Below are 20,313 nucleotides of genomic sequence, written 5' to 3'. Positions count from 1 at the left end.
CACCTGACCGCAGGGGCCGCACCCCGGCGTCCCGCCCGGCCCCGACCCGCCCGCACCCCGGCCCCCGCTGTGCGACGCTGGACGAGGCGGCCAGGACCGCGGGCGGCGCGCGCGGGCCCGGGGTGCGTCCAGGCCGTGGCCGGGGGCGACACGAGGCGGGTGCGGCGTGCGGCGAGGACGGGTGCGGAGCACGGGCGGCGCCCTGCTCCGCGTGATCGTGGTCTGGGCGGTGTCCACCCTGACGATGCTGGCGCTGGCCGGCATCCTGCCCGATTTCCGGCTGCAGTCCGGCAACGGCGAGAGCATCACCCAGGTCGGGTTGACCGCGGCCTGGGGCGCCGGGGTGTTCGGCCTGCTGAGCGCGCTGGTGTGGCCGGTACTGGTACGGGCCCTGCTGTTGGTCCCGGCCCTGGTGCTGGGCCTGCTCGTGTTCTTCCTCAACGGCTCCCTGCTGCTGATGGCGCTCCGCCTGATCCCGTCCGGGCACGGTGAGGCCGCCCCCGAGACCGCGGTCGTGGTGGCCGCCGTCATGTCGGCCGTGGCCTCGGCGACCTCGACCGCCCTCGCGGTCCGTGACGACGACGCCTACCGGCGGCGCCTCCACCGGCTGGCCCGGCTCGCCGACCGGCGGCGCCGGCGCCGCCCCGGGGCGGGTGCGCCCGGCGCCCGGCCCACCCCGCCGGGCCTGCTCTTCCTCCAGCTCGACGGCGTCGGCCACCGGGTGCTGAGCGAGGCCGCGGCCGGCGGGGTGATGCCGACGGTGGCCGACTGGCTCGGGCGCAGCCACCGCATCACGTCCTGGCGCACCGACTGGTCCAGCCAGACCGGCGCCAGCCAGCTCGGCATCCTGCACGGCTCCACCTTCGACGTGCCCGCCTTCCGCTGGTACGAGAAGGAGAGCGGCGAGGTGATGGTCTGCAACCGGCCCACCAGCGCCGCTGAACTCCAGCGCCGGGCCGTCGCCCGCACCGGGGACGGCGGGCTGCTCACCCTGGACGGGGCCAGCCGCGGCAACCTGTTCAGCGGCGGCGCCGACCAGCTGGCCCTGGTGCTGTCGGTCTCGGCCCGCCGGGGCCGGGCGAACCGTTCGCGGGCCGGCTACTTCGCGTACTTCTCCGACCCGGCGAACGCCGTCCGCACCGCGGTCTCCTTCGTCGCCGAGGTCGGCCGGGAGATCGCCCAGTCGGTACGGGCGCGCTGGCGCGGCGAGGGGCCCCGGGTGTCCCGGGGCGGCCTGTACCCGCTGATCCGGGCCTTCGCGACGGTCGTCGAACGCGACGTGGTCGTGGCCGCGGTGATCGGCGACATGCTGGCCGGGCGCTCCGTGATCTACGCCGACCTGGTCGCGTACGACGAGGTCGCCCACCACTCGGGCCCGCGCGGCCGGGACACCGACCAGGTGCTGGCCCGGCTCGACCGCAGCCTCGCGCTCCTGGCGCGGGTCGCCGAGCACGTGCCGCGCACCTACCGGATCGTGCTGCTGTCGGACCACGGGCAGAGTCCGGGGGAGACCTTCCTGAGCCGGTACGGGCTGACCCTGAAGGACCTGGTCCGGGCGGGCTGCGGGCTGCCCGTCCCCCGCCGGGCCGGCACCACTCCCAGCGGGGCCGAGGCCCGGGCGGCGGTGCTGGCGGCCCTGCACCGGCCGGTGGAGGGCGAGGAGGAGCAGCCCCGGCCGGGGCGCCCGGACCCGGTGGTGCTGGCCTCCGGCAACCTCGCGGTGATCTCCTTCCCGGACGTTCCGGGCCGGGCGCGGCGGGACCGGATCGAGGAGGCGCACCCGGCGCTGCTGCCGACCCTGGCCAACCATCCGGGCATCGGGTTCCTGCTGGTGGACGGGGAGGTGCTGGGTCCGGGCGGGGCGACGGCCCGGCTGGCCGTGCCGGGGGAGGCGGAGGCCCTGCTGGCCCCGTTCGGACCGGGGGCGGCCGAGGCGGTTCGGCGCAGTGACGGTTTCCCGCACGCCCCCGACATCATGGTGAACTCGGCGTACGACCCGGAGACCGGGCAGGTGCACGCCTTCGAGGAGCAGATCGGCTCGCACGGCGGCCTGGGCGGGGAACAGGGGGAGGCGTTCCTGATGTGGCCGGCGGAGCTGTCGGAGCCGGACCCGCCGGACCTGGTGGGCGCGGAGGCCGTGCACCGTGTGTTGCGCGGCTGGCTGCGGGAGCTGGACGGCCCGGAGGTGCCCTTGGGGCTGGCAGTGCCCCTCGGTCCGGAGGTGCCTCTGGGGCCGGAGGCGCCTCTGGGTCCGGAGCCGTCCTCGGGGCCGGAGGTGAAGGATCGGCGGTCAACGGCCCCGCAGAACGGAATCCTTCCGTCCGCGGGGGTGTCCGCGCCGGACGAAAGCCGTTGATTTGGCGGGGTCCGCACCGTGCCGGAGCATGTGTCGACCTGTCCGGCATGTGAAACACCCGAGGCGCGACCCCTTGAGCACCACCCCTGCCATAGCCCCGGCCCCCGAGGCCTCCGCCCCCGCCCCCGAGACCGCGGAGGTGGGCACGGGCGACCCGCACGCCCGCCGCTTCGGCCTCCCGATCGCGACCTGCCTGGTCATGGGCAACATCATCGGCGGCGGCATCTTCCTGCTGCCCGCCTCCGTGGCCCCGTTCGGCACGATCAGCCTGGTCGCGTTCGGCGTGCTCACGCTCGGCGCGATCGCCCTGGCCCTGGTCTTCGGCCGGCTCGCCGAGCGCCTCCCGCAGACCGGCGGCCCGTACGTGTACGCCCGCGCCGCCTTCGGCGACTTCGCCGGCTTCCTCGCGGCCTGGACCTACTGGATCACCTCCTGGGTGTCGAACGCGGCCCTCGCCGTCGCCTCGGTCGGCTACCTGTCGGTCCTCTTCCCGGCCATCGGCGCGCACAAGTGGTCCATGTGCCTGGCGGCGCTGGCCATGCAGTGGCTCCCGGCGCTCGCCAACCTGGCCGGCACCCGCTGGGTGGGCGCCGTCCAACTCGTCTCCACCGTGCTGAAGTTCGCCCCGCTGCTGCTGGTGGCCGTGGGCGGGCTGTTCTTCTTCGACCCGGCCAACCTCGGCCCGTTCCAGGCCACCGGCCAGAGCCCGGCCGGCGCCCTCTCCGCCTCCGCGGCGATCCTCCTCTTCAGCTACCTCGGCATGGAGTCGGCCGCCGTCAGCGCCGGCGAGGTCCGCGACCCGGCCCGCAACGTCGGCCGGGCCACCATCCTCGGCACCATCGGCGCCGCCGTCGTCTACCTGCTGGGCACCCTCTCCGTGTTCGGCCTGGTCGCCCACGACCGGCTGGTCGACTCCGAGGCCCCCTTCACCGACGCCGTCAACGCCATGTTCGGCGGGACCTGGGGCGGCACCGTCGTCGCCTGCGCCGCCGTGATCTCGATGGCCGGCGCCCTGAACGGCTGGACCCTGCTCAGCGCGCAGACCCCGTACGCCGCCGCCAAGGACGGCCTCTTCCCGAAGGCCTTCGAGAAGAAGCAGCGGGGCGTCCCGGTGACGGGCGTGCTCGTCACCACTGCCCTGGCCTCCGCCCTGACCGTGTACAACTACACGGCCGGCTCCGGCGGCGTCTTCGAGGTCCTCGTCCTGGTCACCACCTTCACCGCCACCGTCCCCTACCTGCTCGCCGCCGCCGCGCAGATCCGTTTCCTGCTGGAGGGCAAGACCGAGCAGGTCGACCGCGGCCGCCTGGTCCGGGACGCCTCCCTCGCCATCGCCGCCTTCGGCTTCTCGATGTGGCTGGTCGCGGGCTCCGGGTACGCCGCCGTCTACCAGGGCACCCTGTTCCTCTTCGCCGGTGTCCTCGTCTACGCGGTGATCGCCGCCCGCAAAGCCCGCGCGGCCGCCTGACCTGCGGGCGTAGTTTGGAATGAGAGGACAAGCAGGGGGGCGCTAAGGGGTCGCCATGTCCGCGATCAGAGAGACCATCGACATTTCCGCCAGTCCTGAGGACGTCTACGCCTACGTGACGGACCCCAGACACCTCCCGGAGTGGCAGGAGAGCGCCGTCTCCGCCCGAGCGCTGGACGGCGCGCCGCCCCACGTCGGGCAGCGGGTCGCCGTCACCCGGAGGATGGGCAAGCGGGAATTCCCGATGACGATGGAGGTCAAGCAGCTCGACCCGCCCCGCAGTTGGCACATGGAGGGCGTCGACGGGCCCCTGCGCGGCCACGTCCACGGGGCCATCGAGCCGCTCGACGGCGGAAAGCGCTCCCGCCTGACCCTGGACCTCGAACTGGAGGGCCACGGCATCGGCAAGGTCATCGCCCCGCTCGTGGTCAAGCCCCACGTGCGCAAGGAGATGGCCCGCAACGAGGAGCGGCTGCGGAACCTCCTGGAGCACTGAACCCGCCGGTACGCGCAAGGCCCCCGTACCCCGCCCTCTCGGGCGGGGTACGGGGGCCGGCGTGTTTCCGGCTGACCCGAGGATCAGTCCAGGTAGTCGCGCAGCACCTGGGAGCGCGACGGGTGGCGCAGCTTCGACATCGTCTTCGACTCGATCTGGCGGATGCGCTCACGGGTGACCCCGTACACGCGGCCGATCTCGTCCAGGGTCTTCGGCTGGCCGTCGTTCAGGCCGTAGCGCATGGAGACGACGCCCGCCTCACGCTCGGAGAGCGTGCCCAGGATCGACTGCAGCTGCTCCTGGAGGAAGGTGAAGGAGACCGCGTCGGCCGGGACGACCGCCTCGGAGTCCTCGATCAGGTCACCGAACTCGCTGTCGCCCTCCTCACCCAGCGGGGTGTGCAGGGAGATCGGCTCACGCCCGTACTTCTGGACCTCGATGACCTTCTCCGGGGTCATGTCGAGCTCCTTGCCCAGCTCCTCCGGAGTGGGCTCGCGGCCGAGGTCCTGGAGCATCTGCCGCTGCACGCGGGCGAGCTTGTTGATGATCTCGACCATGTGGACGGGGATGCGGATGGTGCGCGACTGGTCGGCCATGGCACGCGTGATCGCCTGCCGGATCCACCAGGTCGCGTACGTGGAGAACTTGAAGCCCTTGGTGTAGTCGAACTTCTCCACGGCGCGGATCAGACCGACGTTGCCCTCCTGGATCAGGTCCAGGAAGAGCATGCCGCGGCCGGTGTAGCGCTTGGCGAGCGAGACCACGAGGCGGAGGTTGGCCTCCAGCAGGTGGTTCTTGGCCCGGCGGCCGTCCTCGACCAGGATCTCCAGCTCGCGCCGGTACGCGGGCTTGAGGTCCTCCTCCTCTTCGAGCTTGTACTCGGAGAACAGGCCGGCCTCGATGCGCTTGGCGAGCTCGACCTCCTGCTCGGCGTTGAGCAGCGGCACCTTGCCGATGAGCTTGAGGTAGTCCTTGACCGGGTCGGCGGTGGCACCGGCCACCATGACCGTCTGGGCCGGGGCGTCGTCCTCGTCCTCGTCGGACAGCACGAAGCCCTGGGCTCCCGGGGTCTCCTCCTCGACCTCGTCGACGAGCTCCTCGGTCTGCCAGTCCTCACCCTCGACGGACGGGTTCTCGGCGTCGTCGCCGTCCTTGGCGGTGGTCTTCTTGGCCGCCGCGGTGGTCTTCTTCGCGGCGGTCTTCTTCGCCGCGGCCTTCTTGACCGTGCGCTTCTTCGGCTCGGCGGCGGCCTCCGCCGCCTCGGCCTGCGGTGCGGCGGCCGACGTGGCGGATATTGCCGCGGCCGGGACGGTGGCGGCCGAGGCAGCGGCCTGCGCCGCAGCGGCGGCGGCAGCAGCAGCGGTCGCGGCCTTGCTGCGCGCGCCGATCGGACGCGGCGCGGCGACCTTCTTGGTCACGGTGCGGGCCGGGGCGGCGGCAGCCTTGCGGGGCTTCTTGGCGGCAGCCTTGGTGGCGGGGGCCGCGCTGACGTGGAGGGCGACACCCTCCTCGTCCAGGACCTGGTTCAGGCTGCGCAGGACCCGCTTCCACTGGTCCACCGGGATGCGGCCGGCCTCGAAGGCCTGGCGCACATCGTCACCGTTGATGTGACCCTGCTCGCGGCCGCGCTCGACGAGCGCGACCAGGGCCTCGGAATCGGCGATCTCCGGAGGGAACGTACGGGACGGGCTGAGCGACACAAGAAGCCTCTCGTTGCGAACAGATAAGGAGTGGGCGGACATCATCGCGCGGACTCGGGAAACAGACCGTGAGGGGGTCTGTATTCCGGGGCCGCGCGAGGACACCTGTCGGTTCATCGCATGCCCGAGTCGATTCGTTACGCGCTGAATTGAGTGACCTGCGCCACGCTGTGGACGCGCAACCGATCGGCCGGAAATCCGTCCGCGCGCCCGCGTCCCCGACACCGGCCCTCGACTCAGTCCGGTTTGCGGGCTTCGATGAGGAATCGAGCGGTATGCGCCACGAAAGAGCCGTTCCGCTCGATCTCCTCGTGCAGCTCCTGCAGGCGGTCACGGTAGTGGGCGATCGTGAAACCCGGAACCATCCAGATCACCTTCCGCAGGAAGTAGATCACCGCCCCGATGTCGTGGAACTCCGTCCGCAGCCGCTCGGAGCGCAGGTCGACGACCTCCAGCCCCGCCTTCGTGGCGTCGGCGACCGCGTCGTCGGGGTGCCGGGCCCGCCGGACCTCCTCCGGCTGCGGCCCGAGGAAGTACTCGACGAGCTCGAAGACGCTCGACGGCCCGACCTGCTGCGAGAAGTACGTGCCGCCCGGGCGCAGCACCCGCGCGATCTCCTCCCACCAGATGGTCACCGGGTGCCGGCTGCACACCAGCTCGAACGCTTCGTCCCCGAACGGCAGCGGTGGCTCGTCGGCGTCCGCGACCACCACCGCGCCCAGCGGGTGCAGCAGCCGGGTGGCCCTGTCGATGTTCGGCGGCCAGGACTCGGTCGCCGCCGTCAGCGGCGGCAGCGGCCCCGCCCCGGCGAGCACCTCGCCCCCGCCGGTCTGGACGTCGAGCGCGGAGCCGACCCGGGCGAGCCGCTCGCCCAGCAGGCGCTGGTAGCCCCAGGAGGGCCGCTGCTCGGTGGCCCGGCCGTCGAGCCAGGAGAAGTCCCACCCCTCCACGGAGACGGACTCGGCCTCCGCCACCAGATGATCGAATGTGCGTGTCATGTCCCACATCGTTCCAGGGTCGGCGCCGGTGATCCACCGGTTTGCCCGGGTCCCCGGCCCCGCAGCGGGCCCCCTCAGGCCGCCCGGGCCCGTCGACTACAGTGGACGCGGGCCGTGACTGGCGTTCGGGTGGATCACCACCGGGGAGCGGCCCGGCGTACGGCACACCCGTCGTGCGTCCGGCGTACCGCGCGTACGCCGACTGCCGCGCGCCTGGGCGAACCGCGATCCGCAGCGACGCCCAGGAGACCCCTATGACGACTGCCACCGCCCGCCTCATGGACGGCACCGCCCTCGCCCGCCGCATCACCGAGCAGACCGCCGCGCACGCCGCCGCCGTCACGGAGCGCACCGGGAAGGCGCCCTGCCTCGCGACCGTCCTGGTCGGCGAGGACCCGGCCTCCGTCACCTACGTACGGATGAAGCAGAACCGCTGCGCCAAGGCCGGCATCACCTCCCGCCACGTGGAGCTGCCCGCGCAGACCACCACCGAGGAACTGGTCGCCGTGATCACCGGCCTTTCCGAGGACCCCGAGATCAGCGGCATCCTGCTCCAGCACCCGGTCCCGCACCACATCGACGAGCGCGCCGCCTTCGAGGCCATCGCCCCGGGCAAGGACGTCGACGGCGTCACCATGCACTCCTTCGCCGCCATGGGCTTCGGCCTGCCGGGCTTCGTCTCCTGCACCCCCGGCGGCATCATGCGCCTGCTGGCCGCGTACGACGTCGACCTCACCGGCAAGCACGCCGTGGTCGTCGGCCGCAGCGCCATCCTCGGCAAGCCCGCCGGCATGCTGCTGCTGGAGCAGAACGCCACCGTCACCTACTGCCACTCCCGCACCCAGGACCTGTCGTCGATCGTCCGCCAGGCCGACGTCCTGGTCGCCGCCGTCGGCAAGGCCGAGTTCATCCGCGGCGAGGACATCAAGCCGGGCGCCGTGGTCCTGGACGCCGGATACAACGAGGGCAACGTCGGCGACGTCCACTTCGAGTCCGCCGCCGCCCGCGCCTCGCTGATCACCCCGGTCCCCGGCGGCGTCGGCCCGATGACCATCGCCGTACTGCTGGAGCAGACCGTGCAGGCGGCCGCCGCGCAGGCCGGCCTCGCCCTCGCCGACCTCTGACCGGCACCTCCTCGCGCATCCCGAACGTCCCGAGCGCCCCGGGCCGCCCCGCCCGGGGCGCTCCGGGGCGCCGCGCGTTCGCGGCCACCGCCACCGCCGCCGGCCGCCGCCGTCCCGGCCGGCAGGGGACTGACGCTTCTCGGACAGGTGGCGGTATCTTGTCGGCCGGATACGGATGACACGTGCCACACGCGGTCCGGGGGGAGCGCAGATGGACCTCTTCACGCCACTCGACCTGCCCCACGGCGGTCGACTGCCGAACCGACTGGCGAAGGCCGCGATGGAGGAGAGCCTCGCCGGGCCCGGCCAGCTGCCCGACGGGCGCATCGAGCACCTGTACCGCCGGTGGGCGCAGGGCGGCGCCGGACTGCTGATCACCGGGAACGTGATGGTGGACCGCCGGGCCCTGACCGCCCCCGGGACGATCGTCCTCGACGCGCACGCCCCGCTCGGCCCCTTCCGCCGCTGGGCCCGGGCGGCCTCGTCGGGCGGCGGTCAGGTCTGGATGCAGATCAACCACCCCGGCCGGCAGGTGGGAGCGGAGATGCCCGGCACCGCCTGGGCGCCGTCCGAGGTCGGGGTGAGCCTCGGCAGGCACACCAAGCGGTTCGCCCGCCCCACCGCGATGACCGAGGCCGAGATCCTGGCCACCGTGCACCGCTTCGCGGTCACCGCCCGGCGGGCCCGGGAGGCCGGCTTCCACGGCGTGCAGATCCACGCCGCCCACGGCTACCTCCTCAGCCAGTTCCTCTCCCCGCTGGTCAACCGGCGCACCGACGGCTGGGGCGGCAGCCTCCCCAACCGGGTCCGGCTGCTCACCGAGGTCGTCCGGGCCGTCCGCGCGGAGGTCGGGAACGACTTCGCGGTCGCGGTCAAGCTGAACACCGCCGACTTCCAGCGCGGCGGCTTCGACACCGAGGACGCCGCCCGGGTCCTCGACGTCCTCGGCGGGCTCGGAGTCGACCTCGTCGAACTGTCCGGGGGCAGCGTCGAGAGCCCCGCCACCCTGGGCCGCACGGCCGACCTGCGGACCCTGGAGCGCGAGGCGTACTTCCTCGCCTTCGCCGAACAGTTCGTCGAGGCGGCCACCCTGCCGCTGATGCTGACCGGCGGGATAGCCCGCAGCCAGACCGCGGGCCGGGTCCTGGACCGCGGCTTCGCGGTGGTCGGCCTCGCCTCCGCCCTGGCGTTCCGCCCCGACCTGCCGGCCCGCTGGCGCGCCGGGGAGGACGTGCGCGTCATCGTGGAACGGCTCCCGTGGAAGGACCGGGACCTGGCCGGCGCCGGGTTGCTGGCCTTCGTACGCTTCCAGCTGCACCGGTTGGCCCGCGGCCTGGAACCGCGGCCGCAGGCTTCGGCCCGGGCGGCGTTCGCCCTCGACCAGCTCAAGCACTGGCGCCGGGTACGCGCCTACGGGGCCTGGCTCGCCAGCAACCCCGAACCCGGCCCGGAGGAAGCCCTGGCCGCCTGACGCCTGACGCCCGCTCGGCCCGCGCCCCGCTGCTCGGCCAGCCGCCCGCCAGCCGCCGCCCGCTCGGCCCGCGCCCCGCTGCCCCGGCCGGTCGCCGCCCGGCTCAGGCCGGACACCCGTCGTGGCCGCCGCGCACGGCCGCCACGATCGGCGACGAGCTGAACTCCCGGGCCAGCGCCGCCAGCGGTGTCGAGTCCAGCCGGTACGGGTCGGGCGGCCCCTGGTCGGCGCCCTCCCGGTGCTCCCCGACGCAGCCCGCCAGCTCGGCGGCCTCCCGGCGCCGCACGGCCGCCGCGAGCATGGCCGCGTCCGCCACCAGCAGCGCCCGCGGCTCGGCCATCCCCTGGGCGCGCGCGGCCTCGTACGCGGCGCACCGCACCCCGGGGTCGAACCAGCAGCCCAGCGCCAGGATCCCGTCGTCGATCACCGACTCGCGGTGGATCAGCCGGATCCCGATCGGCGACCACCACGTCAGCGGTACCGTCCGCACGCTCGGCGAGGCGAAGCCGCGCAGCGCCTTCCACAGCGGGCGCAGCCGCCGGTAGCGGCTGTAGTCCCGCCAGGCGTCCGAGCCGCCCACCAGCGGCACGATGAACCCCGCTCCCACCATCAGGGCCGCCGACGCCGCGAGCGGCGGCGCCGCGTACGTGGACAGCCCGTCCCAGTCGCGGCCCGCCCACCGGGCGCCCACCGCCGCCCACTTCGCCCCCAGGTAGCCCAGGTCGAGCACCCCGCCGAGCACGATCAGTCCCAGCCCGGTGCGCAGCGGCCGCAGCGAGTGGTCGGCCCGCAGCAGCCACTTCCAGGCCAGGCCGGTCAGTGCCGAGCTCCCCGCCATGTGCGCCAGCAGGTAGCAGACGATCATCTCGCGCAGCCAGGGCGTGTTGGCGTAGTACGTGTCCAGGTCCCGCAACCGCTCGACCGGTGCGTCCCCCATCACGAACAGGAAGACGATGAGCAGGGCGACGGCCCCGAACACCGCCGCGGTGAGCCGGGTCGTCCGGCGCAGTACCGCGGGCGGGCCGCCGCCCCAGTGCAGCACCAGGGCGACGCACGAGCCCGAGAACGCGGTCAGCACCGCGTACACCAGCGGCGCCGAGAAATTGGTGATGCCGGTCAGCCGGTTCACCGCGGAGATCGTCGGCGGTGCCGCCAGGAACATCACGAGGCAGCCGACCACCAGCAGGGTGCACACCGCCCGCATCAGCGGCTGGTCCCAGTTCCTCCGCAGGGTCGGCGCCTTGATCAGCAGCGCCAGGATCAGCACCGACCCCGGGACGTACAGGATGAGCCCGTCGTTCATCGCGCCTGGCCGACAGGGCCCACGGGATCGACGGGCCCGCCCGGCCCGGGGGCGGCCGCCGGTCCGGCCGCCGGTCCGGCCCGCCCGGACACCGGGTCGAGCCCCGCGACGGCCCGCTCGGCCGCGGTCAGCGGCGGCGCCTGCAGCGCACCCCGGTCGGAGGCGCGCAGCACCTGCCACACCACCGAGGGGCGCAGCCAGGAGGTGGGCGGGCTGCTCATCGTGATGACCTGCAGGAACGCCGCCGTCAGCGCCTCCCGGGTCGTCGCGCCCGTCATCAGCCGGTTGACGTACGCGTTCAGCAGGCCGACCCCGGCCCGCGGCCGCATCCCGGTGGCCCCGGGGTAGAGGATGTCCTGGGACGTGGCCAGCTCCCAGGCGGTGGCCACCATCGGGGCGAGCGCGCGCTGCGCCTCGCGGCCGAACGACGGGTGGGCGATCCCCTTGGTGCGCAGCAGCGCCCGTACGGCCAGCAGGCCCTGGGCGGCGACGGTCATGCCCTGCCCGTACAGCGGGTTGAAGGTGGCCACGGAGTCCCCGACGGCGAAGAACCCGTCGGGGAGGTCGGCCTTCTCGAAGTAGACCCGCCGGTTGGCAGTGCCCTGGGTGACGGCGACGTCGGTGAGCGGCTTGCGGCCCTTGAGGAGCACGCCGACGATCGGGTCCCGGATGCCCTCGGCGAACGGGATGAACCGGTCGGGGTCGCCGGTGGGCTGGCCGCCACGGGTGCCCGACAGGGTGACCTGCCACTGGCCGTTCTCGATGGGCACGATCGTCGCGGTCTGCCCGGGCACCGGAACCCGCGGGTCGGACTGCACGTTGACGATGGGGAAGCCCATCTCGTGCGCCCCGGGGGGTGCTTCGAAGATCCGGGTCGCGTACACCAGCCCGGAGTCCACCTGGGCCTGCCTGATCCCGCTCACCCCGAGCTGCTGGAGCCAGGCCCGGGCGCGGGAGCCGCGCCCGCTGGCGTCGACCACCAGGTCGGCGGTGACCAGCAGCCCCTCCTGCCCGGGGGTGTCGACGCGGACGCCGGTGACGCGGGCCGCCGTCCCTTCCAGGGCCCGCACCCGGCTCTGCTGCAGGGTGGTGACCCCGTCCAGGCCCGTGACGCGGGCGCGGACCACAGCGTCGAGCAGGTCGCGGCTGCACGAGATGTTGAACTGCTTCTCGCCGCAGCGGGGGATCCAGCCCTGTGCCGTCTTGGTGACCAGGTCGGTGGGCAGGCTCCGGCGGATGGCGCCCGCCGCCGTCCAGGCCCCGGTGATGCCCGGCAGGATCCTCTCGATGGCGCGCGCCCCGCCCGACCACATCACGTGGACGTGCCGGGCCTGGGGGAGTCCGCGCCGCGGCGCCGGGCTGTCGGGCAGCGTGTCGGCGTCGATGATCGTGACCTTCGCGTGCTCGGCGAGCACGGCCGCCGCGAGCAGGCCGGCCATGCTGCCGCCGATGACGACGGCGTGGCGGGGCGGGGTGGACTGGGTCATCGCGTGTGGTGGGCTCTCTGTCGGGGCCGTGCGGGGGCAGCGGCGCGTGAGGTGCGTCGGCGGGGCGGCGGGGCGGGCGGCCCGGTGGCCGCCGCGACGCCGGTCCGCGCCGCAGGGGGTGCACTCAACGGCCCCAGCCGAGCGAGGTCTTGATGCGCTCGATCGCCTCCGGGAACTGCTCCTGGCGGGGCGGCTGCAGGAAGGTCTTGAGGATCTTGCCGAGGTGCAGGCCGAAGGTCTCCGCGCGGATCTCCGCCGGGTCCTCCCGGTCGGCGCGGGCGGCTGCCTGCCGTACGACACTGCCGAGGCCGTTCTCGGAGTGCAGCAGGTCCGCGAGGTCGCCATGGCGTCCCGCGAGGCGGGCGGCCACCGCCATGCCGGGCCCGTGACTGTCGCAGGTGCCTTCCTCGAGGTGCCATAACTCGTGGCAGGCGATGACAAGTTGGTGCTCGGGCCGGGTGCGTTCCTCGATGATGAGCAGGTCCCGGTCGGCGAGCTCCAGCCACAGCCCGCTGGCCGTGTCCGGCGGGAACCCGGCGAACCGGAAGTCCACGGGCCGGCCGCCGCGCCTGCGGCTGTACGCCTCGCAGAGGCTTCCGACGATCGCGGCGGCATCGGCCGGCGGCGCCAGGCGCACCTCCGCCAGCAGATCCGCGCCGAGCTTCCGCATGGTCCGTGTGGTCCTCATGGCGCTCCCCCCTCGGCGGTGTCCGCACGGCCCCGTGCCGTGCGGGCGGGGTGTTCACGGTGTGCGGCCGGGCCCTCGATCAGGCCTTCGCGTGCCAGCAGGTCGTCCAGGTGGTCGGCGAGCGACTTCCAACCCGCCGCGGACAGGCGGCCGGCCCGGGTGACGATGCTGCGGACGTCGTGCGCCCGCAGGACGGCGAGCATCGGGTCCTGCGCGTCCTGTTCGGCGGACCGCAGCTCGTACTCGATGCCGGCGAGGGCGGTGGCGAGGGCCTCGGTGTCGTCGGCCAGCAGGTAGCCGCCCTCGACCCCGTAGAAGCGCTGGATCCCGGCGGCCGCCGCGAGGTTGGGTAATCCCTCGCCGCGGGCCAGGCGGGTCAGCGACTGGCCGGACGCGTCGAAGGAGTGGGCGATGGCGGTCAGCGCATGCGCCTGCCCGTCGGGCCGCCGGCGGGTGCGGCGCAGGTGTGTGAAACGCTGGTGGACCTGTTCCTTGAGCGGGAGCCGGGGCGGCCGGCCGTCGAGGGTCTGTGCGACCGCGTGCGAGGGCATGCCCGTCAGGTACGACAGGTGCTCCAGGTCGTCCGCGGCCCCGGATCCGGTCACCGGGGCGCCCGCCGCGGCCCTGGTGCAGGCCTCGGCGGCGGTGGCGGCCAGTGCCCGCTCCACCGCGCTCTTGCTGTCGGCGAGGAGGAAGCCCGCGTACACCCCGAAGAACCGCTGCACACCGGCGGCGTGGCCCAGCCGGGGCAGCCCCGTGCCCGCGTTGAGCGGGCCTAAGGAGGCCCCGGGCGCGTCGAACTCGTCGGCGATGGCCGCCAGCGGCCACTCCCGGCCGTGCCGGTCGCGGCGCGTGGACCGCAGCCGCAGGAACCGCCGGTGCACCCGGTCGCACAGCGGGACCGGCGGCGCCGTCCCCGCCACGACGGCGGGAATCAGCTCCGGCTCCACCCCGCACAGCCGGCTCAACCGCTCCGCGTCCAGCACCTCGGCCGGGTCCTGGCCGCGCCCCTCCGCCAACGCCGCGACGCGCGACCAGGTCGCGGCGAGGTCGGGCCGGGCGGCGGGTGTCACCGTGAGGTTCTCCGTGGGTCGACTGGACGTTCGAGAGCTTCGGCAGTGTGAAGCCTAGCCCTCCGGGTCGCAGCGGAACATAAGAACCCCAACGTTTCTTGCGATGTGAGTCAAAGAAGGTTGGCCCGCCCGTCCCCGCCCGCCGCCGACCGCCATGACCTCCGAGGTAATCGACCGCGCCGTCGGGCGCGGGGCACAGTGGTCGCACCGGTCCGGGAAAGGGCGCGGGGCATCCGCCGCCCTCCCGGCCGGTCCGCCGCCGGCGCGCGCCGGCATCCCACCCCGACGCTTCCGGAGGCTGATCCGCCGTGTCCGCAACCCTGATCGCCGGCCTCGCCCGCACCACCGCCCCGCAGACCGCGCTGCGCCGCTTCCTCGCCCTCGACGCCGTCGTCACCGGCGCCAACGGCCTGGCGTACGCCGCCTTCAGCGGCCCCGCCGGCCGGCTGCTCGGCATCGGGCCGGCCACCCTGTTCGAGCTCGGCCTCTTCCTCACCGCCTACGCCGCCGGCGTCGGCTGGCTGGCCTCCCGCCGCCGGCCGCCGGTCCTCGGCGTGCAGCTCGTCGTCGAGGCCAACTGCGCCTGGGTCCTGCTCAGCCTGGCCTCGCTCTTCCTCTGGGACGCGCCCACCGCGGCGGGACTGGCCTGGATCCCGGCCCAGGCCCTCACCGTCGGGACCTTCGCCCTGCTCCAGCAGCTGTCGCTGCGCGCGGCCACGGCCGGGTCCGGGGCGTCACAGTCCCAGTGAGCGCAGGTACTTCACCGTCGCCGGGTCGGCCGGGAGCAGCGTCTCGATGGCCAGCTCGGCGACGGTCACGTCCATCGGGGTGTTGAACGTCGCGATGGAGGACACGAACGACAGCCGGTGCCCGTCGTGCTCGATGACCAGCGGCAGCGCGACGTACGCAACGGGCTCGGCCGGTTCGGCGTCGCCCGGGCGGTCGGCCACCGGGTACGCGGCGACCTCCTCGTACAGCGCGCGCAGCGGGGCGGAGCGGGCCAGCGCGATCTGCCGCTCCATCTGGGCCAGCAGGTGGCCCCGCCACTCCTTGAGGTTGTGGATCCGCGGTGCCAGCCCCTGCGGGTGCAGGGTGATCCGCATCGCGTTCAGCGGCGGGGTCAGCAGGTGCTCCGGCAGCCCGTCGAGCAGCATGGCGACGCCCCGGTTGGCGGCGACCACGTCGTACACCGCGTTCACGACCAGCGCCGGGTACGGCTCGTAGCCCGTCAGCAGCCGCTCCAAGGCCTCGCGCAGGGTGCCCATCGCCGGGTCGTCCAGCGGGGTCTGCGCGTACCGGGGGGCGTACCCGGCGGCGAGGAGCAGCGCGTTCCGTTCGCGCACGGGGACGTCGAGGCGGTCCGCGAGCCGCAGCACCATCTCCTGGCTGGGCCTGGACCGGCCGGTCTCGATGAAGCTGATGTGGCGCGCGGAGGAGTCGGCGCGGCCCGCCAGCTCCAGCTGGCTCATGCCCCGCCGCTCGCGCCAGGCACGCAGGAGGGAACCGACCGACCCGCTGTCCGCCCGTGTCGTCGTCGCCATGCGCATGACGCTACCTCAGGAAGCCTTCCCGCAGGTCGACCGGCATTCCGCCGAGCGGGACCCGGCCGTCGCGGAAAGGGGCCGCGACCGGCCGCGCGCACCCTTCCCCGCGGCACCGGTTGTGGGAACCTTGACCCCACGTCAGGAGTTCGTCCCGTACGGGGAAGGAGCATGCCGATGGCAGCCGAGCCGCTTTCGCAGAAGGAGATCGAGGACCGGTTGCGGGAACTGCCCGGGTGGGCGTTCGAGGACGACCGGATCATCCGCACGTACCGGCTGGGCTCCCACGTCGCGGCGAGCGCGCTCGTCGCCCACATCGCCGCCGTGCAGGACGAGCTGAACCACCACTCCGACCTCACCCTCGGCTACAACACCGTCCGCCTGTCCATGAACACCCACAGCGCCGGCGACTCCGTCACCGAGACCGATTTCGCCCTCGCGGAGCGCGTCGAGGCCCTCGCCCCCGCCCACGGCGCGAGCTGACACCGCCCGCAGCCCCGGGGCCCGCCCCGGGGCGGGGCAGCGGTCAGACGGGCTCCAGCCGCCACCACTGCGCGGGCGAGTCGGTGTCCTCGCACTGCCGGGCGAGTCCCTCCTCGTCCGCCTCCAGCGACAGCCCGCTGATACAGGCGACCAGGGACACGACCCCCGGATCGTCGAGGTGCTCCTCGACGATCCACTCCTGCGCACCGAAGGCGTTCGGCCGCCACACCTGGACCCTGGCCCCGCTCTCCGTCGACGCGTTCGCCACGTCCAGCCGCCTGTCGCTGTGCACGTTCACGACGTGGACGATCCCGCCGCCGCTGTGCACGGGCGAGATCCGCCACTCCAGCGCAGCCGCCGGCGCCGGCGGGCCCTGCGGTCCCACCCCCACCCGGTTGCCGCTCTCCTCCCGCAGCAGCAGCCCGCTCGCCACGTTCCGTACCCGGTACACCCCGTCGGGGACACCCATCGCGGCCCCCGCTCAGAGGTCGCAGACGGCCGGGTCCGGCCCGAGCCGCCCCGCTTGCGGACCCTCGGCGAGGGCGTCGAGCGCGGCCATGTCGGCGGCGTCCAGCTCGAAGCCGAACACGTCCAGGTTCTCCCGGATCCGCGACGGCGTCACCGACTTCGGGATCGCGACGTTCCCCAGCTGCAGGTGCCAGCGCAGCACCACCTGGGCCGCCGAGCGGCCGTGCCGGGCGGCGACCTCGGCGACCGCGGGCAGCCCCAGCAGCGCCGGCCCCTGGCCGAGCGGCGACCACGCCTCGGTGACGATGCCGCGGCGCGCGTGCTCGGCACGCAGTTCGGCCTGCGGGAACAGCGGGTGCAGTTCGACCTGGTTCACGGCCGGCACCAGCGAGCTGCGCCCGGCCAGCCGGTCCAGGTCCACCGGACGGAAGTTGGACACGCCGACGGCCCGGGCCCGCCCGCCCGCCGCGATCTCCTCGAACGCCTCCCAGATGTACAGGAAGTCGTCGCGCATCGGACGCGGCCAGTGGATCAGGTACAGGTCGACGTAGTCGAGGCCGAGCCGGGAGAGCGAGTCCTCGAATGCGCGCAGCACCTCCTTCCGGCGCCACCGCCGCTTCGCGCTGTTCCACAGCTTGGTGGTGACGAACAGCTCCTCGCGCGGCAGCCCGGACGCGGCGACGGCCTTCCCCGTGCCCGGCTCGTTGCGGTACACGGACGCCGTGTCGATGCTGCGGTAGCCCGCCTCCAGCGCGGTCCCGACCGCGCGTTCGGCCTCGTCGTCGGGGATCTGCCAGACACCGAAGCCGAGCTGGGGCATCGAGCTGCCGTTGTTGAGCGTGATCGCGGGGACCTGGTTCACGTGCTGTCGTTCCCTCGGGGGTCGCCGGGCGCCGCCGCAGGGGCGTCGCCGGATCTCATCGGATGTCGTCGGGAACCGGCCGCCGCACCGCCGTATTCCCGCTGCGCGGCCCGAATGCCCCGGGCGCGGCGTCGGGCCCGTACAGGGCGGCGACCTCCTGCGCGTACGCCTTCTCGATCGCCCGCCGCTTCAGCTTCAGAGAAGGCGTCAGCAGCCCCCGCTCCTCCGTGAACTGCTCCTCCAGCACACGGAACGCCCGGATGGCCTCCGCCTGGGACACCAGCGTGTTCGCCGCCACCACCGCCCGCCGCACCTCCGCCTTCAGGTCCGGGTCGTGGACCAGCTGGGCCGGCGGCCGCTGCGGCAGCCCGCGCATCGACAGCCAGTGCGCGATGCCCTCCGGATCCAGGGTGACCAGCGCGGCCACGTACGGCCGGTCGTTGCCGACGAGCACGCACTGCGCGACCAGCGGATGGGAACGCACCCGCTCCTCCAGGGCGGCCGGCGCGACGCTCTTGCCGTTGGAGGTCACCAGGATCTCCTTCTTCCGCCCGGTGATGGTGAGGTAGCCGTCCTCGTCCAACCGCCCCAGGTCACCGGTCGCCAGCCAGCCGTCGCGCAGCACGGCCTGCGTGGACCCCGAATCGCCCAGGTAGCCGGAGAAGACGTGCGGCCCGTGCAGCCATACCTCCCCGTCCTCGGCGATGTGCACCGCACTGCCCGGGATCGGCCGGCCCACCGTGCCGTACCGGACCGCCCCCGGCGGGTTCGCGGTCGCCGCCGCGCAGGACTCCGTCAGCCCGTACCCCTCGAACACCGTGATCCCGGCCCCGTCGAAGAACAGCCCGAGCCGGCGCGACATCGCCGACCCGCCCGACATGGCGTGCCGCACCCGCCCGCCCAACGCCGCCCGGACCTTCCCGTACACCAGCCGCTCGAAGAGCCGGTGCTCCACGCGCAGCGCGGCCGACGGGCCCGGCCCCGTACCGAACGCCTTCTGCTCGCGCGCCTCCGCGTACCGCACGGCCGTCTCGACGGCCCGGTCGAAGGGCCCGACGCGCCCCTCCGCCTCCGCCGTGCGGCGGGCCGCCGCGAACACCTTCTCGAAGACGTGCGGGACGCCCAGGACGAACGTCGGCCGGAACGCGGCGAGGTCCGGCAGCAGCTCGGCCGCGGCCAGCACCGGCTGGTGCCCCAGCTTGACCCGGGCCCGGACGGCCGCCACCTCCACCATCCGTCCGAAGACGTGCGCGAGCGGCAGGAACAGCAGGGTGGACGGCTCCTCGCCGGGCCCGGCCCGGAACACGGACTCCCAGCGGGCCACGAGCGTGTCCGCCTCGTACATGAAGTTGCCGTGCGTCAGCACGCAGCCCTTGGGGCGCCCCGTCGTCCCGGAGGTGTAGATGACGGTCGCGACGGCGTCGGGCGTGACCGCGGCGCGGTGCCGGTGGACCACGTCCTCGGCGACCCCGCGGCCGGCGACGAGGAGCGACTCGACGGCCCCGGCGTCGAGCTGCCACAGCCGGCGCAGCTGCGGCAGCCCCTCGACGACCGAGCCGACGGTCATGGCCTGGTCCTCGTTCTCCACGACGCACGCCGTGCACCCGGAGTCGGACAGGATCCACTGCACCTGCTCGGCGGAGGAGGTCGGATACACGGGGACGGGCTGCGCGCCGACCGCCCACAGCGCGAAGTCGAACAGCGTCCACTCGTACCGGGTACGGGACATGACGGCGACCCGGTCCCCGAACCGGACGCCCTGCGCCAGCAGCCCGCGCGCCAGCCCGAGCACCTCGGCGGCGAACTCCCCGGAGGTCACGTCCTGCCAGCCGCCGCCCCGCTTGCGCCCCAGCACCACCCGGCCGGGATCTTCGAGGGTGTACCGAAACACGCAGTCGGCGAGCCCGCCGACGGGTGCGTCCGTGACGACCGGTGGGACCGTGACCTCGCGCATGCCCCGCTCCTCTCCCCGCAGCGCGGCGACGCTACCCGACCCCTCCGCCGCGGTGATCACCCCCGAAGGACCTCCACAACACCTCCCCACCGTCCCGCACCCCCGAACCCGGAAGCCCCCTGCAAAGACAAGGGCCCTCCGGGGCCCTCCGGGGCCCTCCGGGCCGGGCCGCGTCAGTCGATGGGCTGTTCGTCGTGCTTGCCGCCCACGCAGATGAACCTGCCGGTGCCGGAGTCGTATTCCACGCTGCCGCCACCGACCTCACAGTTCTCCGGGAGGCGCCTCGGGCAGCTCGGGAAGGACGGCAAGGACGGCAAGGACAAGGACCCGCAGGGGCCGCCGGGGGACTGCGTCAGATACCAATCAGGGGTCTCTCGCAACCCCGACGCGAACAAGGACGTCATGGACCGCTACGGCCTCGGTCAGGTGCGCGGCTCCATGACGCAGGCCGTGTTCCTCGAACTGCTGAAGAAGGCCGCGGCGGGCCGCCCCATCCAGTGACGCCCTGGGCGGTCCGAACGCAGAAGGCCCCCGCTTTCGCAGGGGCCTTCCCGATGTGTCCGAGGGGGGACTTGAACCCCCACGCCCGATAAAGGGCACTAGCACCTCAAGCTAGCGCGTCTGCCATTCCGCCACCCGGACTAGGTGATCCGCCCCGGTCTCCCGCGGCGACATGGACAACAATAGCAGCAGTTCGGCGTGGTTCCGACCAGGTATTCGGCCCGGGGTGCGCGCTGACCTGCGGGCATGCCACCGGGGGGGGGGGGGGGGGGGGGGGGGGGGGGGGGGTGGTGTGGGGGGGGGGGGGGGGGGGGGGGGGGGGGAGGGGGGGAGGGGGGGA

The 20,313-nt window shown here is 73.9% G+C and carries 18 protein-coding genes, 1 tRNA gene and 1 riboswitch; of the genes, 8 read left to right on the top strand and 11 right to left on the bottom strand.

The genetic code is table 11. The features are described 5' to 3' along the window. Positions 1 to 166 precede the first annotated feature (166 nt). The 3 genes from ACZ4VL_RS09835 (at position 167) to ACZ4VL_RS09825 (ending at position 4,320) form a co-directional block, all read left to right on the top strand. Entirely contained in the window at positions 167 to 2,356 is a 2,190-nt protein-coding gene (locus ACZ4VL_RS09835) for a phage holin family protein (RefSeq protein WP_468197874.1), read from the top strand. Positions 2,357 to 2,429: 73 nt separating this feature from the next. After that, the gene (locus tag ACZ4VL_RS09830) at positions 2,430 to 3,824 is read left to right on the top strand and encodes an amino acid permease (RefSeq protein WP_468197872.1); all 1,395 of its coding nucleotides are present in this window, start codon (positions 2,430 to 2,432) and stop codon (positions 3,822 to 3,824) included. A 55-nt stretch (positions 3,825 to 3,879) separates the two neighbouring features. Beyond that, the gene (locus ACZ4VL_RS09825) at positions 3,880 to 4,320 is read left to right on the top strand and encodes an SRPBCC family protein (RefSeq protein ID WP_468197869.1); all 441 of its coding nucleotides are present in this window, start codon (positions 3,880 to 3,882) and stop codon (positions 4,318 to 4,320) included. An 83-nt stretch (positions 4,321 to 4,403) separates the two neighbouring features. On the opposite strand, the gene ACZ4VL_RS09820 is transcribed toward ACZ4VL_RS09825, so the two are convergent. Together ACZ4VL_RS09820 and ACZ4VL_RS09815 are read right to left on the bottom strand one after the other, a co-directional pair. Then, positions 4,404 to 6,062, bottom strand: coding sequence for an RNA polymerase sigma factor (locus ACZ4VL_RS09820; protein WP_468197948.1), 1,659 nt, complete (start codon positions 6,060 to 6,062; stop codon positions 4,404 to 4,406). 194 nt (positions 6,063 to 6,256) lie between these two features. Next, positions 6,257 to 7,018 carry a class I SAM-dependent methyltransferase gene (locus ACZ4VL_RS09815; RefSeq protein WP_468197867.1) on the bottom strand — a complete coding sequence of 254 codons (762 nt, stop codon included), beginning with the start codon at positions 7,016 to 7,018 and terminating at the stop codon, positions 6,257 to 6,259. Between the two features lie 104 nt (positions 7,019 to 7,122). After that, positions 7,123 to 7,209: riboswitch (ZMP/ZTP riboswitch) on the top strand. 63 nt (positions 7,210 to 7,272) lie between these two features. On the opposite strand from ACZ4VL_RS09815, the gene ACZ4VL_RS09810 reads away from it, so the two are divergent. Together ACZ4VL_RS09810 and ACZ4VL_RS09805 are read left to right on the top strand one after the other, a co-directional pair. Next, positions 7,273 to 8,142 carry a bifunctional 5,10-methylenetetrahydrofolate dehydrogenase/5,10-methenyltetrahydrofolate cyclohydrolase gene (locus ACZ4VL_RS09810; protein WP_468197864.1) on the top strand — a complete coding sequence of 290 codons (870 nt, stop codon included), beginning with the start codon at positions 7,273 to 7,275 and terminating at the stop codon, positions 8,140 to 8,142. A gap of 211 nt (positions 8,143 to 8,353) precedes the next feature. Then, complete coding sequence (locus ACZ4VL_RS09805; RefSeq protein ID WP_468197862.1) at positions 8,354 to 9,613, top strand: NADH:flavin oxidoreductase/NADH oxidase family protein; 1,260 nt, start codon at positions 8,354 to 8,356, stop codon at positions 9,611 to 9,613. A gap of 103 nt (positions 9,614 to 9,716) precedes the next feature. On the opposite strand, the gene ACZ4VL_RS09800 is transcribed toward ACZ4VL_RS09805, so the two are convergent. The 4 genes from ACZ4VL_RS09800 to ACZ4VL_RS09785 all read right to left on the bottom strand — a co-directional run bounded on the left by ACZ4VL_RS09800 (position 9,717) and on the right by ACZ4VL_RS09785 (position 14,164). Next, the gene (locus tag ACZ4VL_RS09800; RefSeq protein WP_468197860.1) at positions 9,717 to 10,916 is read right to left on the bottom strand and encodes an MAB_1171c family putative transporter; all 1,200 of its coding nucleotides are present in this window, start codon (positions 10,914 to 10,916) and stop codon (positions 9,717 to 9,719) included. After that, a complete protein-coding gene (locus tag ACZ4VL_RS09795) occupies positions 10,913 to 12,403 on the bottom strand; it encodes an NAD(P)/FAD-dependent oxidoreductase (protein WP_468197858.1) in 1,491 nt (496 codons plus the stop codon). Before ACZ4VL_RS09795 ends, ACZ4VL_RS09800 begins: the two co-directional genes overlap by 4 nt. 124 nt (positions 12,404 to 12,527) lie before the next feature. Beyond that, positions 12,528 to 13,091, bottom strand: a complete 564-nt coding sequence (locus tag ACZ4VL_RS09790; RefSeq protein ID WP_468197855.1) for a toxin-antitoxin system, toxin component — start codon at positions 13,089 to 13,091, stop codon at positions 12,528 to 12,530. After that, positions 13,088 to 14,164, bottom strand: a complete 1,077-nt coding sequence (locus ACZ4VL_RS09785) for a hypothetical protein (protein WP_468197853.1) — start codon at positions 14,162 to 14,164, stop codon at positions 13,088 to 13,090. The genes ACZ4VL_RS09790 and ACZ4VL_RS09785 overlap by 4 nt, the downstream gene beginning before the upstream one ends. Positions 14,165 to 14,472: 308 nt before the next feature. Here ACZ4VL_RS09785 and ACZ4VL_RS09780 point away from each other — a divergent pair, with 308 nt between their 5' ends. After that, positions 14,473 to 14,913: a hypothetical protein gene (locus tag ACZ4VL_RS09780; RefSeq protein ID WP_468197851.1), complete on the top strand. Its 441-nt coding sequence runs from the start codon at positions 14,473 to 14,475 to the stop codon at positions 14,911 to 14,913. On the opposite strand, the gene ACZ4VL_RS09775 is transcribed toward ACZ4VL_RS09780, so the two are convergent. Beyond that, on the bottom strand, positions 14,899 to 15,705 hold the full coding sequence (locus ACZ4VL_RS09775; protein WP_468197848.1) for a helix-turn-helix domain-containing protein: 807 nt from the start codon (positions 15,703 to 15,705) through the stop codon (positions 14,899 to 14,901). The two genes, ACZ4VL_RS09780 and ACZ4VL_RS09775, sit on opposite strands and share 15 nt — an antisense overlap. A gap of 177 nt (positions 15,706 to 15,882) precedes the next feature. On the opposite strand from ACZ4VL_RS09775, the gene ACZ4VL_RS09770 reads away from it, so the two are divergent. Next, positions 15,883 to 16,188 (top strand): 4a-hydroxytetrahydrobiopterin dehydratase, encoded by a 306-nt coding sequence (locus ACZ4VL_RS09770; RefSeq protein ID WP_468197846.1) that lies wholly within the window; start codon positions 15,883 to 15,885, stop codon positions 16,186 to 16,188. A 43-nt stretch (positions 16,189 to 16,231) separates the two neighbouring features. On the opposite strand, the gene ACZ4VL_RS09765 is transcribed toward ACZ4VL_RS09770, so the two are convergent. From ACZ4VL_RS09765 to ACZ4VL_RS09755, 3 genes are read right to left on the bottom strand one after another with little or no spacing between them, the layout of a single operon-like run. Continuing rightward, the gene (locus ACZ4VL_RS09765) at positions 16,232 to 16,657 is read right to left on the bottom strand and encodes an RICIN domain-containing protein (protein WP_468197843.1); all 426 of its coding nucleotides are present in this window, start codon (positions 16,655 to 16,657) and stop codon (positions 16,232 to 16,234) included. Between the two features lie 12 nt (positions 16,658 to 16,669). Beyond that, entirely contained in the window at positions 16,670 to 17,518 is an 849-nt protein-coding gene (locus tag ACZ4VL_RS09760) for an aldo/keto reductase (RefSeq protein ID WP_468197841.1), read from the bottom strand. A gap of 55 nt (positions 17,519 to 17,573) precedes the next feature. Beyond that, a complete protein-coding gene (locus tag ACZ4VL_RS09755) occupies positions 17,574 to 19,472 on the bottom strand; it encodes an AMP-dependent synthetase/ligase (protein ID WP_468197838.1) in 1,899 nt (632 codons plus the stop codon). A gap of 225 nt (positions 19,473 to 19,697) precedes the next feature. On the opposite strand from ACZ4VL_RS09755, the gene ACZ4VL_RS09750 reads away from it, so the two are divergent. Continuing rightward, positions 19,698 to 19,973, top strand: coding sequence for a hypothetical protein (locus tag ACZ4VL_RS09750; RefSeq protein WP_468197836.1), 276 nt, complete (start codon positions 19,698 to 19,700; stop codon positions 19,971 to 19,973). 56 nt (positions 19,974 to 20,029) lie between these two features. Here ACZ4VL_RS09750 and ACZ4VL_RS09745 read toward each other — a convergent pair. Further along, positions 20,030 to 20,114 (bottom strand) — tRNA-Leu (locus tag ACZ4VL_RS09745). Positions 20,115 to 20,313: the final 199 nt, after the last annotated feature.

The organism is Streptomyces sp. NPDC029014 (assembly GCF_055564695.1).
This window is presented reverse-complemented; position numbering and strand designations above follow the sequence as displayed.

Coding starts and splice junctions, on each gene's coding strand:
- ACZ4VL_RS09790 (WP_468197855.1), bottom strand. CDS start 13,091: ATGAGGACCACACGGACCATGCGGAAGCTCGGCGCGGATCTGCTGGCG.
- ACZ4VL_RS09765 (WP_468197843.1), bottom strand. CDS start 16,657: ATGGGTGTCCCCGACGGGGTGTACCGGGTACGGAACGTGGCGAGCGGG.
- ACZ4VL_RS09825 (WP_468197869.1), top strand. CDS start 3,880: ATGTCCGCGATCAGAGAGACCATCGACATTTCCGCCAGTCCTGAGGAC.
- ACZ4VL_RS09820 (WP_468197948.1), bottom strand. CDS start 6,062: ATGTCCGCCCACTCCTTATCTGTTCGCAACGAGAGGCTTCTTGTGTCG.
- ACZ4VL_RS09810 (WP_468197864.1), top strand. CDS start 7,273: ATGACGACTGCCACCGCCCGCCTCATGGACGGCACCGCCCTCGCCCGC.
- ACZ4VL_RS09805 (WP_468197862.1), top strand. CDS start 8,354: ATGGACCTCTTCACGCCACTCGACCTGCCCCACGGCGGTCGACTGCCG.
- ACZ4VL_RS09795 (WP_468197858.1), bottom strand. CDS start 12,403: ATGACCCAGTCCACCCCGCCCCGCCACGCCGTCGTCATCGGCGGCAGC.
- ACZ4VL_RS09800 (WP_468197860.1), bottom strand. CDS start 10,916: ATGAACGACGGGCTCATCCTGTACGTCCCGGGGTCGGTGCTGATCCTG.
- ACZ4VL_RS09815 (WP_468197867.1), bottom strand. CDS start 7,018: ATGACACGCACATTCGATCATCTGGTGGCGGAGGCCGAGTCCGTCTCC.
- ACZ4VL_RS09755 (WP_468197838.1), bottom strand. CDS start 19,472: ATGCGCGAGGTCACGGTCCCACCGGTCGTCACGGACGCACCCGTCGGC.
- ACZ4VL_RS09775 (WP_468197848.1), bottom strand. CDS start 15,705: ATGGCGACGACGACACGGGCGGACAGCGGGTCGGTCGGTTCCCTCCTG.
- ACZ4VL_RS09770 (WP_468197846.1), top strand. CDS start 15,883: ATGGCAGCCGAGCCGCTTTCGCAGAAGGAGATCGAGGACCGGTTGCGG.